We start from the raw sequence: 12,942 nt of genomic DNA, 5'->3' as shown, positions 1-12,942 counted from the left end.
ATCATCACTCGGATGAATGACTGGGATTCAAGATATAAAGTGGACTGCGGTTGGGGTAAACCCTATGATTCACCCCACTAGCCCGGCAATTTCGCCACAAGCGGCTTACAAGGGTTTCACATCATGACCAGCTTCGTCCAAGTCGATTACCGCACCGAACACCCCGGCGTGCAGCGCGTCGAGAACGCCGCCGCCACCCTCAAGGGCGCCTACGCCAACGTCACCAGCGCCCGTGCCGGCGCCTCCCTGCTGCTTGCCGCCATCGTGGCCGCGCTGCTGGTGGTGGCCAACAAGTTCATCGACAGCTGGGGCGAAGGCCACCTGCTGGCAGCCTGGATGGTGCTGTGGATGGTCGCCTTCGCCGCCCTGGCTCTGCTGGCCGGCCCGATCCGCCGCGTGGTCTTGAGCCTGCGCGCCCAGTATGCCCTGTGGGTCGAAGCCCTGCGCCGTGAAGAGGAAGATGAGCGTACCTGGAACGCCGCCCTGCGCGATGCGCGCATCATGGCCGACCTCAGCCGCGCCATGAATGGCATGGCCGTGGACAACGTCCGCCGCTACTACTGATCCCGCAGGGCCTCAGAGCCCGCCGATCCCCGAGAAGCGTTCAGGGCACCGCAAGGTGCCCTTTTTCATGGGTGCTGCAGAAAACTGCTATTGAAAATATAGCTGTTCGCGCAGGCGTTGAAAGCGCTGCAGCGCGAAATGAGTCCAAAGACGAGCCTTCGGCACGCGGCCTCGCTGCGCGGGTGGCGGGCCTACCAGGACGGCCCCCAGCGGGCACCTGCTGGCTCACGGCTTGTCGCGCCTGGCTACTGGGCGCGGTCGCGCGCTGACGCGGGGCACAGGGGTGAGGCGGTGACACGGCCGGGGAGTCTGATTGCTATCAAAAAAATAGCTATATGTGCTGATGGCTTCAGCGCCAGCGCATGAAAAAGCCCCGGCCACTTGCGTGGCGCGGGGCTTCTTGGCGGCGCGGCCCGCGCGGTGCGGACGCAGAGCCGGGTCAGCGCGCGGTCATCAGGCGCCCAGGCGCTCTTCCAGCTGGGCCTTGGTGGCCAGCATCTGCGCCGGCAGGTGATAGGCCAGCTGGTCGAAGTGCGCGGTGTGCAGCTTCAGCTCGTCGGCCCAGGCGGCTTTGTCGATGCGGGTCACGGTCTCGAACTGCGCGCCCGTGAAGTCCAGGCCGCTCCAGTTGATCTCGGCATAGCTCGGAGCAACGCCAAAGGCGGTTTCCTGGCCGGTGGCGCGGCCTTCGATGCGGTCGATCATCCACTTGAGCACGCGCATGTTCTCGCCGTAGCCGGGCCAGACGAACTTGCCGGCTTCGTCCTTGCGGAACCAGTTGGTCGTGTAGATACGCGGCAGCGTGGCCCCGGAGGCGGCGAGCTGCTCGCCCAGGCTCAGCCAGTGCTGGAAGTAGTCGCTCATGTTGTAGCCCATGAAGGGCAGCATGGCGAACGGGTCGCGGCGCACCACGCCCTGCTGCCCGGCGGCGGCGGCGGTGGTCTCGGAGCCCATGGTGGCGGCCATGTACACGCCTTCGGTCCAGTTGCGGGCCTCGGTCACCAGCGGCACGGTGGTGGAGCGGCGGCCGCCGAAGATGAAGGCGTCGATCTTCACGCCCTTGGGGTCGTCCCAGGCTTCGTCCAGCGCGGGGTTGTTGGTGGCTGCCACGGTGAAGCGGGCGTTGGGGTGGGCGGCCTTGGCGCCGGTTTCCTTGGCGATCTGGGGCGTCCAGTCCTTGCCCTGCCAGTCGATCAGGTGGTCGGGCAGGCTGCCGGTGTCCTTTTCCATGCCTTCCCACCACACGTCGCCGTCATCGGTCAGCGCGACGTTCGTGAAGATCACGTTCTTGTCGAGGCTGGCCATGCAGTTGGGGTTGGTGTGGTAGTTGGTGCCCGGTGCCACGCCGAAGTAGCCCGCTTCGGGGTTGATGGCGCGCAGGCTGCCGTCGGCCTGGGGCTTGATCCATGCGATGTCGTCGCCGATGGTGGTGACCTTCCAGCCTTCGAAGGCCTTCGGGGGGACCAGCATCGAGAAGTTGGTCTTGCCGCAGGCGCTCGGGAAGGCGGCAGCCACGTGGTACTTCTTGCCTTCGGGATTGCTCACACCCAGGATCAGCATGTGCTCGGCCAGCCAGCCCTGGTCACGGCCCATGGTGGAGGCGATGCGCAGCGCGAAGCACTTCTTGCCCAGCAGGGCGTTGCCGCCGTAGCCGGAGCCGTACGACCAGATCTCGCGCGTCTCGGGGTAGTGCACGATGTACTTGGTCTTGTTGCAGGGCCAGGACACGTCCTGCTGGCCGGCCTGCAGCGGCGCGCCCACGGTATGCACGCAGGGCACGAACTCGCCGTCGACGCCCAGCACGTCGTACACCGCCTTGCCCATGCGGGTCATGATCTTCATGTTGACGGCCACGTAGGGGCTGTCGGAGAGCTCGATGCCGATGTGCGCGATGGGCGAGCCCAGCGGGCCCATGCTGAAGGGCACGACGTACATCTTGCGGCCGGCCATGCAGCCGTCGAACAGGGGCTGCAGCGTGCTGCGCATCTCGGCCGGGGCCATCCAGTTGTTGGTCGGGCCGGCGTCTTCCTTCTTCTCGCAGCAGATGTAGGTGCGGTCTTCCACGCGGGCCACGTCCGACGGGTCGGACCAGGCCAGGTAGCTGCCGGGCCGCTTGGCGGGGTTGAGCTTCTTGAAGGTGCCGGCGTCCACCAGTTGCTGGCAGAGGCGGTCGTACTCTTCCTGCGAGCCGTCGCACCAGTGGATCTTGGCGGGCTTGCACAGGGCGGCCATGTCGGCCACCCAGGCCAGCAGGCGGGCGTTCTTGACGTATGCGGGGGCCTGCAGATCGAGGCCTTGCATGGTGGGTGCGTTCATCGGGAGCTTCCTGGAGTTGAAAAACCGTTTTTTCAAAGGAAGCGCGCTGCACGGCGGTGCAGGCTGCCGGCAAACGCTAATCGAACTCCTGAGCGCTGCCTTTGAGAAAACGGCGGAATGCTCAGTCGGCGGGTGGTCGGATGCGCAGGGGCCTCAGACCGTCGAAAGCCTGGGCGCCTGGCCTTCCACGGGTCGGCTGGAGTGACGATTTTATGAAGGCACCCTCGGCGTGTCTGTCAGACACCCGGGAAATCCATGCAAAAGATGCATGAGGTTATGTGCATTTCGGGGCGCCCGACACCCCTCGGAGCAAGGTCCGCGTCAAGTGCCGGCATGCTGTGCGACGCGGCGCTCGAATGCGGGCAGACTTCGCGGGAGAATCCCGGCTCGGCCAACTGTCCAGACCGGCATTGCCATGCCATTGCAGGCACCGGTGGCACCCTGGGGGTGGCCACGGCCTGCGGCGGATGAGGCACTCCTCGCGTCCCTTTTTCTTTTTCGCTGTCTTCTTTTCCATCCCACCGCCATCGCGGATGGCGATCTCAAGGACTCTCTCGATGACCTTCCTCGTACTCCACGGCATCAATCTGAACATGTTCGGCAAGCGCGACCCGAAGCAATACGGCACGACCACGCTGGCAGAGATTGACGCGCAGCTCGTCACGCTGGGCCGCGAGCTGGGCGTGGCGGTCGAGTGCTTCCAGACCAACTTTGAAGGCGCGATGGCCGAGCGCATCCACCAGGCGTATTTCGACCAGGTGGAGGGCGTGCTCATCAACGCCGGCGCCTGGACGCACTACAGCTACGGCATCCGCGATGCGCTGGCCATCCTGAAGTGCCCCATCGTCGAGGTCCACATGTCCAACATCCATGCGCGCGAAGCCTTCCGCCACCATTCGGTGATCGCCGAGATCGCCAAGGGCCAGATCGCCGGTTTCGGCGTGGACAGCTATCTGCAGGGCCTGCGCCTGGCGGTGAACCTCGTCAAGGGCAGCGCCGCCTGACGCGACGGCTCAGGCGCCTCTGCGCGCCGCCCATTGCTCGTGCCCGGCGCGCCGCAGCGCGCAGGCCGGGCATTCGCCGCAGCCATAGCCCCAGCTGTGCAGGGTGTCGCGCACGCCGTGGTAGCAGGTGTGCGACTGGCGCACGATGATGTCCACCAATGCGTCGCCGCCCAGCTCGCGGGCCATCTCCCAGGTGGCGGCCTTGTCGATCCACATCAGCGGGGTCTCGAAGGTGAAGCGCTGGCCCATGCCCAGCGAAACGGCCACCTGCAGCGCCTTGAGGGTGTCGTCGCGGCAGTCGGGATAGCCCGAGAAGTCGGTCTCGCACATGCCTCCCACCAGCGTGTGCAGGCCGCGCCGGTAGCCCACGGCGGCCGCCAGCTGGAAGAAGAGCAGGTTGCGCCCGGGAACGAACGTGTTGGGCAGGCCCGCGGCGGTCATCTGGATGGCGGTGTCGCGGGTGAGGGCGGTGTCGCTGATCTGGCCCAGCACGGCCAGATCGACCATGTGGTCCTCGCCCAGCCGGCAGGCCCATTGCGGGAATCGCTCGCGCACGGCGGCCAGCACCTCGGTGCGGGCCTGCAGCTCCACCTGGTGGCGCTGGCCGTAGTCGAAGCCGATGGTCTCGACATGCTCGAAGTGGGTCAGCGCCCACGCCAGGCAGGTCGTGGAGTCTTGCCCGCCGGAGAAGAGGACGAGTGCGTGGCCGGGTCTCATGGGTAGGGTTCCTTGCGAAGAAAAAAGACGGATACGGATACGAAGGCGAAAGACGAAACCGCAGGGCGCCCGAAATGCAAAAAGCCCCGCGGTGCGGGGCTTGCAGTCGGGCGGTGCGCGGTGCGCCGTCAGGCCATGTAGATGGCGATGAATGCCAGCAGGAACATGATGACTGCGCCCACGGCGGGCAGCACCAGGGGCATGAGCGGCACCACGGCCTCGATGGCATCGGGGGCGTGCGTTTCGCTGGCGTGGTGTGCCGTGGTGGTGTCGTGGGCCATGTTCCGTGTCTCCTGCGGTGGCGTGCGTGCGTCGTGCTACAAGCGTGCTGCGGTCCATTTTAGTGGCCGCAGCACGGCGGCGCTCAGTAGGGTTTGCGATCAGCCGGCGCAGGCGGCACCCACTGGTAGAGCCAGGTTTCGGTGATCGGGCGGCCGTTTTCGCGCAGGAAGAGGCGAACGGTGATGGGCTCGGTGCTGTCGTCGCCGGGCCGCAGGTCGAACATGGCGCGCCAGCCGTTGACGGCCTCGAGCGGGCGCGCCGAGGTGGTCTCCACCTGGCCGCGGCTCACGGTGATAACGGGCTCGACCTTGGCGTCGCGCCCCAGTCCCCGCAGGCTTTCGCCCGCGAAGTCCACCGCGAAGCGCCACGAGAAATACGTGCGCGGCTTGCCCACCACGCCGCCCAACCCGGTGCGGGTGGCCACGCAGCGCGCCAGTGGCAGGTGCGCCGGCGTGTCAGCGCCCCAGAAGAGGCGGTAGCCCACCAGCCATTCCTCGCCGGCCTGCGGCTTGCGCTCCGGGTTCCAGAAGGCGACGATGTTGTCGAAGGTTTCATCGACGGTGGGGATCTCTACCAGCTGGATGGAGCCCTTGCCCCAGTCGGCCTTGGGCTCGACCCAGAGCGAGGGGCGGCGTTCGTAGAACACACCGTCGTCCTGGTAGTGGTCGAAGTTGCGGTCGCGCTGCAGCAGCCCGAAGCCGCGCGGGTTTTCGTCGGCGAAGGCGTTGAACTGCAGCGTGGGCGGGTTGGTGAGCGGGCGCCAGACCCATTCGCCGTTGCCGCGCCACATCGAGAGGCCGTCGGAGTCGTGGATCTCCGGGCGCCAGTCGTTGGCCATGCGGTGGTCGTTCTCGCCGTGCTGGAACATGCTGGTGCAGGGCGCGATGCCGATGCGCTCGATCTGCTTGCGCGGGTAGAGCGCGGCGTCGATCTCCATCACCTGCACGTCGCCGGGCGTGATGGCGAAGCGGTAGGCGCCGCTGATGCTGGGCGAATCCAGCAGCGCCAGCACGACCACGGTGTTGGAGCCGGGCGCGGGGCGTTCCAGGTAGAAAGCGGTGAAGTCGGGGAACTCTTCCGGCTGCTGCATGCCGGTGTCGATGGCCAGGCCCCGGGCGGAGAGTCCGTACTGCCATTCGCCGCCCACGGCGCGGAAGTAGCTTGCGCCCAGGAAGGCGGCCACGTCGCGCACCGGGTCGGTGTGGAAGTTGAGGCGAAAGCCCGCGAAGCCCAGGTCGGGCGGCAGATCGCCGGCCTTCAGGCCGCTCTTGCCGTGGTCGAACATGGCCGGGTCATAGGCCAGTTCCTGGGCCTGGCCGTTCGCCAGCTCGTACATGTGGACGGGCTTCTTGAAGAAGAGACCGAGGTGGAAGAACTTGGCCTGGAAGCGCAGGTGCTCGTCGGCCCAGAGGGCGTGGTCGGGCCGGAACTGGACCGACTGGTACTGGTCCCAGTCCAGCGCCGAGACCGAAGGGGGCAGCGTGGCGGGAGGCGGCACGTAAGGCTTGCCGGCCAGGGTGCGGGCCTGGCCCTTGAGCGCGGCGAAGTCGAAGGGCCGGGGCTTGCCCAGCGGCTTGAGCGTGGCGAAGGCTTGCGTCCAGTTCAGGCCCAGGCTGCCGGCGGAGGCCAGCGCGGCGCCGCGGCCGAGGGTGCGGAGAAAGTGGCGTCGTTGCGGTTTCTGCATGGCATCGCAGTGTGCCGACAACCGGCGCCGCAGCCTGCAACCGGGTGTGAATGCAGGCGTTTGGGACGCGCGATGGGCGCGTTCTCCTACAAAAATCGCGTGCCCCGGGGCCGCCCGGGCTGCCCAGGGCGGGGCCGTTCGATCAGATCAGGTCGGCCTGCATCTGCGCGCTGCGCAGCTGCTGCAGCACCTGCTGCACATGTTCGTGGCCGCGCGTCTGCAGCACCAGCTCGACCTCGACGTTCTGCGCGGCCAGCATGGTGAAGGCGCGCTGGTGGTGGACTTCCTCCACGTTGGCGCCGGCCTCGGCCACGGTGGCGGTGATGCGCGCCAGCGCGCCGGGCACGTCGCGCACGCCGACCTTGATGCGCGCCAGGCGCCCGGAGCGCACCATGCCGCGCTCGATGATGGCGGCCAGGAGCAGCGGGTCGATATTGCCGCCGCAGAGCACCAGGCCCACCTTGCGGCCCTTGAAGCGTTCCGGGTAGCGCAGCAGCGCGGCCAGGCCCGCGGCGCCCGCGCCTTCGACCAAGGTCTTCTCGATCTCCAGCAGCATCAGCACGGCCTGCTCGATGTCGCCCTCCTCGACCAGCACCAGGTCGTCCACCAGGTGGGTGATGATCTCCTGCGTGATCTTGCCCGGGCGGCCCACGGCGATGCCCTCGGCGATGGTGGAGGTGCCCTGCGGGTGCTGCGTGCCCTTGACGGCGTTGACCATGGCCGGAAAGCGCGAGGTCTGCACGCCCACGATCTCGATGGCCGGGTTGAGCGCCTTGGCGGCCGTCGCCACGCCGGAGATGAGGCCCCCCCCGCCCACGGCGATCACCAGCGTGTCCAGATCGGGCACGGCCTGCAGCATCTCCAGGCCCAGCGTGCCCTGGCCGGCAGCCACGGCCTCGTCGTCGTAGGGGTGCACGAAGGTCAGGCCGCGTTCGTCGGCCAGTGCGTAGGCGTGGGCACGGGCCTCTTCCAGCGTGTCGCCATGCAGCACCACCTCGGCGCCGAAGCCGCGCGTGCGTTCCACCTTCACGCCGGGCGTGAAGCGCGGCATGACGATGACCGCGTGGATGCCCAGCCGGTGCGCGTGGTAGGCCACGCCCTGCGCATGGTTGCCGGCGCTCATGGCGACCACGCCGTGGGCGCGCTCTTCGGCCGAGAGCTGGCTGAGCTTGTTGCAGGCCCCGCGTTCCTTGAAGGACGCGGTGAACTGCAGGTTCTCGAACTTGAGGAACACCTGGGCGCCGACGATGTGCGAGAGCGTCTGGGATTCCACGCAAGGGGTGGCCAGCACCTGGCCCTGCAGGCGGGTGGCGGCGTCGCGGATGTCTTGGAGTTGCAGCATGGGCGTGATTGTGGCGCAGCTCCATGGCGATATGGATGCTATCAAATACATAGCGGCATGCCCAGGTATTGGCTGCGCGGCAGCCTGCCAGGGCGATTGCCGGTTCATTTCATTTGCGCACGGCACGCTCCAGATGCGCGAGCGGCAGAGCGCCGCCGGCCTTGACCTCGCCCAGCGAGAAGCTGGTGTGCATGTCCTTCACGTTGGGCAGGTTCAGCAGCACGTTGCGGGCGAAGTGCGAGAAGCTGTCCAGGTCGCGCGCCACCACCTGCAGCTCGAAGGTGCCGGTGCCGCTGATGTAGTGGCAGGCGATCACCTCGGGAATCTGCGCGATGGCCTCTTCCATCTCGCGCGTGAGCCCGCCGGTGCTGCGGTCGGCGTCGAGACGCACGAAGGCCAGAACGCCCAGACCGATCCGGTGGCGGTCGATCTCCGCCCGGTAGCCCTTGATGAAGCCGGCCTGCTCCAGCGCCCGCACCCGCCGCCAGCACGGCGCCGCCGACAGGCCCACGCGCTGGGCCAGTTCGGCATTGGTCAGGCGCGCGTCGGCCTGCAGCTCGCCCAGGATGGCGATGTCGTATCTGTCCAGTTCTTCCATAGACCGATTGTTTCGAGAAAGGATCTTTCTGAAACGAGGGTAAACACGGCATGAACGAGAAAGGACATATCGGGGCTGCGTCCCTACACTGGACCGAAAAGGCCCCCGCCCCACCGGGCGCGCCGACACGCCGTACCCACGAGGCTGCGGCCCCACGACGATGGAGAGACAAGACCATGAACGCCCCGCTGCCCGAACACATCCGCCGCGCCCTTGAGACGGTGTCCTTGGAGGATAAGTACACCCTGCCGGAAGGCCGCGCCTTCATGAGCGGCGTGCAGGCCCTGGTGCGCCTGCCCATGCTGCAGCGCCAGCGCGACGCGGTGGCCGGGCTGAACACGGCCGGCTTCATCAGCGGCTACCGGGGCTCGCCCCTGGGCGGCTACGACCAGGCGCTCTGGGCTGCGAAGAAGCATCTGGCCGACAACCACATCGTCTTCCAGCCTGGCGTGAACGAGGAGCTGGGCGCCACGGCGGTCTGGGGCACGCAGCAGCTGGACCTCTACCCTGAGCAGAAGAAGTACGACGGCGTGTTCGGCATCTGGTACGGCAAGGGCCCGGGCGTGGACCGGTGCTCGGACGTGTTCAAGCACGCCAACATGGCCGGCACGGCCCGGCACGGCGGCGTGATCGCCATCGCGGGCGACGACCACATCAGCAAGAGCAGCACCGCGCCGCACCAGAGCGACCACATCTTCAAGGCCTGCGGGCTGCCGGTGTTCTTCCCGAGCAGCGTGCAGGAGATCCTGGACATGGGCTTGCACGCCTTCGCGCTCAGCCGCTTCTCGGGCGTGTGGGCGGGCATGAAGACCATCCAGGAGGTGGTGGAGTCGTCCAGCAGCATCTCGGTGGATCCGGGCCGCGTGAAGATCGTGCTGCCCGAGGACTTCGCCATGCCGCCCGGCGGCCTGCACATCCGCTGGCCCGACGCGCCGCTGGAGCAGGAGGCGCGGCTCATGGACTACAAGTGGTACGCGGCCCTCGCGTACATCCGCGCCAACCGGCTCAACTACAACGTCATCGCCGGCCCGCAGGACCGCTTCGGCATCATCGCCAGCGGCAAGGCCTTCAACGACACGCGCCAGGCGCTGATCGACCTGGGGCTGGACGAAGACGTCTGCCACCAGCTGGGCGTGCGCCTGCACAAGGTGAACGTGGTCTGGCCGCTGGAGGCCACCATCACCCGCGACTTCGCCGAGGGGCTGCAGGAGATCCTGGTGGTGGAGGAAAAGCGCCAGGTCATCGAATACCAGATCAAGGAAGAGCTCTACAACTGGCGCGCCGACGTGCGCCCCAACGTGCTGGGCAAGTTCGACGAGGTGGAGGGCGACAACTCCGGCGGCGAGTGGAGCATGCCCAACCCCAGCCAGAACTGGCTGCTGCGCCCGAAGGCCGACCTGACGCCGGCCATCATCGCCCGTGCCATCGCCAAGCGCCTGAAGAAGCTGGGCGTGCCGGCCGACGTGGCGGCGCGCATGGACGAGCGCCTGGCCGTGATCGATGCGCGCGAGCGCGGCATGGCCGAGCTCAAGGTGGAGACGGGCGATCGCACGCCCTGGTTCTGCAGCGGCTGCCCGCACAACACCAGCACCCGCGTGCCTGACGGTTCACGCGCCGTCGCCGGCATCGGCTGCCACTACATGGTCAACTGGATGCCGGGGCGCCACACCTCCACCTTCACGCAGATGGGCGGCGAGGGCGTGACCTGGGTGGGCCAGCAGCCGTTCACGCGGGAAAAGCACGTCTTCGCCAACCTGGGCGACGGCACCTACTTCCACAGCGGGCTCCTGGCCATCCGCCAGAGCATCGCCGCGGGCGCCAACATCACCTACAAGGTGCTCTACAACGACGCGGTGGCCATGACCGGCGGCCAGCAGGTGGGCGAGCGGCCCGAGGGCCATTCGGTGCTGCAGATCATGAACAGCCTCACGGCCGAGGGCGTGGCGAAGCTGGTCATCGTGACCGACGAGCCGGCCAAGTACCAGGGCGCGCCGCTGGCCGCGGGTGTCAGCGTGCATCACCGCGACGAGCTGGACGCGATCCAGCGCGAGTTCCGCGAGATTCCCGGCTGCACCGCCATCATCTACGACCAGACCTGCGCCACCGAAAAGCGCCGCCGCAGGAAGCGCGGCACGCTGGCCACGCCCGACAAGACGGTGGTCATCAACGAGCTGGTCTGCGAGGGCTGCGGCGACTGCTCGGTGCAGTCCAACTGCCTCTCGGTCGAGCCGGTGGAGACCGAATTCGGCCGCAAGCGCCGCATCAACCAGAACAGCTGCAACAAGGACTATTCCTGCGTGAAGGGCTTCTGCCCCAGCTTCGTCACCGTCGAAGGCGGCAAGCTCAAGAAGCCCAGGACGGAAAAGAAGGGCGACCTCTCCGCCATGCCGCCCCTTCCGCAGCCGGTGCTGCCGGTGGCCGAGGCGGCCTGGGGCATCGTCGTGGCGGGCGTGGGCGGCACGGGCGTGATCACCATCGGATCGCTGCTGGGCATGGCCGCGCACCTGGACGGCAAGGGCGTCATCACGCAGGACTCCGCGGGCCTCGCGCAAAAGGGCGGTGCCACCTGGAGCCACATCCAGATCGCCAACCGGCCCGAGGCCATCTACACCACCAAGGTGGACACGGCCAAGGCCGACCTGGTCATCGGCTGCGACGCCATCGTGGCCGCTACCCGCACCACGCTGGCCGCCATGCAGCCCGGGCGCACCTACGTGGTGCTCAACACGCACGGCACGCCCTCGGCCAGCTTCGTGAACGACCCGGACTGGCAGTTTCCCACCGGCAGCTGCGAAGCCGCCATCACCGCCACGGTGGGGCAGGCCGGGCTGGGCGCCTTCGACGCCGAGCAGGTCGCCACCCAGCTGCTGGGCGACAGCATCTACACCAACCCGCTGATGCTGGGCTACGCCTGGCAGCAGGGCCGCGTGCCGCTCTCGCATGCGGCGCTGATGCGGGCGATGGCGCTCAACGGCGTGCAGGTCGAGAACAACCAGGCCGCCTTCGAATGGGGCCGCCGCTGCGCGCACGACCTGGCCGCGGTGCAGGCGCTCTTCCGGGCCGCGCAGGTGATCCAGTTCGTGAAGCAGCCGGGGCTGGGCGAGATGATCGCCAAGCGCGTGGACTTCCTCACCGCCTACCAGAACGCAGCTTATGCCGCCGACTACCAGGCCTTCGTGGGCCAGGTGCAGGCGGCCGAGGCCCGGCTGGGCAGCGGCACGCGCCTGACCGAGGCCGTCGCGCGCTACCTCTTCAAGCTGATGGCCTACAAGGACGAGTACGAGGTCGCGCGCCTGCACACCGACGCCGCCTTCGCCGCCCGCATCGACGGCATGTTCGAGGGCGACTACCGCGTCGTGCATCACCTGGCGCCGCCGCTGCTGGGCCGCACCAACGCGCGCGGCGAGCCGGTCAAGCAGGCCTTCGGGCCCTGGATGCGCCGCGCCTTCGCCGTGCTGGCCCGCTGCAAAGGCCTGCGCGGCACGGCGCTCGACCCCTTCGGCCGCACCGAGGAGCGCCGCACCGAGCGCGCGCTGATCCAGCAATACCGCGCCTGCATCGAAGAGCTGCTGGCCGGGCTGGACGCCGCCCGCCTGCCGCTGGCGGTGGAGATTGCCCGCATCCCCGAAGGCATCCGCGGCTACGGCCACGTCAAGGCCCGCCACCTGGCCAGCGTGCGGCCGCAGTGGGAGGCGCTGCTAGGCCAATGGCGCGACCCCCAGGCCGGCCGCCGCAGCGCCTGAAGCGGCGGTGCTCGGTCCGGTGGGTGATGGTGCGCTCCACTTTTGATAGCTGCATGCGCCCGTTCAACGGGCGCTTCCGGGCTTTGATTGCTTGGTGAGGGGCCGCCGCCGGCGCTGCCGGCCACCATGGCCCGGTAGGGGCCGGGGTATGGCGCAGCCCCGGCATGGGCCACGAATACAATGCGCGGTTACGTCCGCCCGGCCGCGCAAGCTGCCGGGCGGGCTGCCGAATCGACCCTTTCTCTCACTTTCGTGGAGTTTCCCGCCGTGTTCATCTCTTCCGCATTCGCCCAAACCGCTCCTGCCGCTGCCGCCACCGGAGGCGGCCTGATGGGCTCGCTCACCGGCATGCTGCCGCTGGTGCTCATGTTCGTGGTGCTGTACTTCATCATGATCCGCCCCCAGATGAAGCGCCAGAAAGAGCACCGCGCCATGATCGAAGCCATCGCCAAGGGCGACGAGATCGTCACCTCCGGCGGCCTGCTGGGCCGCGTCTCGCGCCTGTCCGAAGGCTATCTGCACCTCGAGATCGCCTCGGGCGTGGAAGTGCAGATCCAGCGCAGCGCCGTGGCGCAGGTGCTGCCCAAGGGCACGGTCAAGTAAAGGACAACCCCCGGAGCGGCTGCGCCGCGCACCCCATCCCATCGCCACGCGATGGGAGAAGGGGGCGACGCCAGCGCTGCGGGGCGGCC

General features: G+C 68.0%; 10 protein-coding genes. 4 read left to right on the top strand and 6 right to left on the bottom strand.

The window, feature by feature from the left end; all coding sequences use genetic code 11:
* Positions 1-123: 123 nt before the first annotated feature.
* Positions 124-564: a hypothetical protein gene (locus AC3A84_RS11750; RefSeq protein ID WP_487969801.1), complete on the top strand. Its 441-nt coding sequence runs from the start codon at positions 124-126 to the stop codon at positions 562-564.
* 453 nt (positions 565-1,017) lie between these two features.
* On the opposite strand, the gene AC3A84_RS11745 is transcribed toward AC3A84_RS11750, so the two are convergent.
* Positions 1,018-2,880 (bottom strand): phosphoenolpyruvate carboxykinase (GTP), encoded by a 1,863-nt coding sequence (locus AC3A84_RS11745; RefSeq protein ID WP_487969800.1) that lies wholly within the window; start codon positions 2,878-2,880, stop codon positions 1,018-1,020.
* A 557-nt stretch (positions 2,881-3,437) separates the two neighbouring features.
* On the opposite strand from AC3A84_RS11745, the gene aroQ reads away from it, so the two are divergent.
* The gene (aroQ, locus tag AC3A84_RS11740; protein ID WP_487969799.1) at positions 3,438-3,884 is read left to right on the top strand and encodes a type II 3-dehydroquinate dehydratase; all 447 of its coding nucleotides are present in this window, start codon (positions 3,438-3,440) and stop codon (positions 3,882-3,884) included.
* A 9-nt stretch (positions 3,885-3,893) separates the two neighbouring features.
* Here the strand turns inward: aroQ and queC are convergent, their stop codons facing one another.
* The 5 genes from queC to AC3A84_RS11715 all read right to left on the bottom strand — a co-directional run bounded on the left by queC (position 3,894) and on the right by AC3A84_RS11715 (position 8,507).
* Positions 3,894-4,601 (bottom strand): 7-cyano-7-deazaguanine synthase QueC, encoded by a 708-nt coding sequence (queC, locus tag AC3A84_RS11735; RefSeq protein WP_487969798.1) that lies wholly within the window; start codon positions 4,599-4,601, stop codon positions 3,894-3,896.
* A gap of 128 nt (positions 4,602-4,729) precedes the next feature.
* Positions 4,730-4,882 carry a hypothetical protein gene (locus AC3A84_RS11730; protein ID WP_487969797.1) on the bottom strand — a complete coding sequence of 51 codons (153 nt, stop codon included), beginning with the start codon at positions 4,880-4,882 and terminating at the stop codon, positions 4,730-4,732.
* 83 nt (positions 4,883-4,965) lie between these two features.
* Complete coding sequence (locus tag AC3A84_RS11725) at positions 4,966-6,567, bottom strand: OpgD/OpgG family glucan biosynthesis protein (RefSeq protein ID WP_487969796.1); 1,602 nt, start codon at positions 6,565-6,567, stop codon at positions 4,966-4,968.
* A gap of 142 nt (positions 6,568-6,709) precedes the next feature.
* Positions 6,710-7,909: a threonine ammonia-lyase gene (locus tag AC3A84_RS11720; RefSeq protein ID WP_487969795.1), complete on the bottom strand. Its 1,200-nt coding sequence runs from the start codon at positions 7,907-7,909 to the stop codon at positions 6,710-6,712.
* Between the two features lie 109 nt (positions 7,910-8,018).
* Positions 8,019-8,507, bottom strand: a complete 489-nt coding sequence (locus tag AC3A84_RS11715; protein WP_092937891.1) for an Lrp/AsnC family transcriptional regulator — start codon at positions 8,505-8,507, stop codon at positions 8,019-8,021.
* A gap of 176 nt (positions 8,508-8,683) precedes the next feature.
* Here AC3A84_RS11715 and AC3A84_RS11710 point away from each other — a divergent pair, with 176 nt between their 5' ends.
* Positions 8,684-12,250 carry an indolepyruvate ferredoxin oxidoreductase family protein gene (locus tag AC3A84_RS11710; RefSeq protein ID WP_487969794.1) on the top strand — a complete coding sequence of 1,189 codons (3,567 nt, stop codon included), beginning with the start codon at positions 8,684-8,686 and terminating at the stop codon, positions 12,248-12,250.
* Positions 12,251-12,517: 267 nt separating this feature from the next.
* Entirely contained in the window at positions 12,518-12,853 is a 336-nt protein-coding gene (gene yajC / locus AC3A84_RS11705; RefSeq protein WP_092938150.1) for a preprotein translocase subunit YajC, read from the top strand.
* Positions 12,854-12,942: the final 89 nt, after the last annotated feature.

The organism is Paracidovorax sp. (assembly GCF_057642795.1).
This window is presented reverse-complemented; position numbering and strand designations above follow the sequence as displayed.

Excerpts from the sequence above, each read along its gene's own strand:
- AC3A84_RS11715 (WP_092937891.1), bottom strand. The coding sequence starts at position 8,507 with ATGGAAGAACTGGACAGATACGACATCGCCATCCTGGGCGAGCTGCAG.
- AC3A84_RS11750 (WP_487969801.1), top strand. The coding sequence starts at position 124 with ATGACCAGCTTCGTCCAAGTCGATTACCGCACCGAACACCCCGGCGTG.
- AC3A84_RS11710 (WP_487969794.1), top strand. The coding sequence starts at position 8,684 with ATGAACGCCCCGCTGCCCGAACACATCCGCCGCGCCCTTGAGACGGTG.
- AC3A84_RS11725 (WP_487969796.1), bottom strand. The coding sequence starts at position 6,567 with ATGCAGAAACCGCAACGACGCCACTTTCTCCGCACCCTCGGCCGCGGC.
- AC3A84_RS11720 (WP_487969795.1), bottom strand. The coding sequence starts at position 7,909 with ATGCTGCAACTCCAAGACATCCGCGACGCCGCCACCCGCCTGCAGGGC.
- AC3A84_RS11745 (WP_487969800.1), bottom strand. The coding sequence starts at position 2,880 with ATGAACGCACCCACCATGCAAGGCCTCGATCTGCAGGCCCCCGCATAC.
- AC3A84_RS11730 (WP_487969797.1), bottom strand. The coding sequence starts at position 4,882 with ATGGCCCACGACACCACCACGGCACACCACGCCAGCGAAACGCACGCC.
- aroQ (WP_487969799.1), top strand. The coding sequence starts at position 3,438 with ATGACCTTCCTCGTACTCCACGGCATCAATCTGAACATGTTCGGCAAG.
- queC (WP_487969798.1), bottom strand. The coding sequence starts at position 4,601 with ATGAGACCCGGCCACGCACTCGTCCTCTTCTCCGGCGGGCAAGACTCC.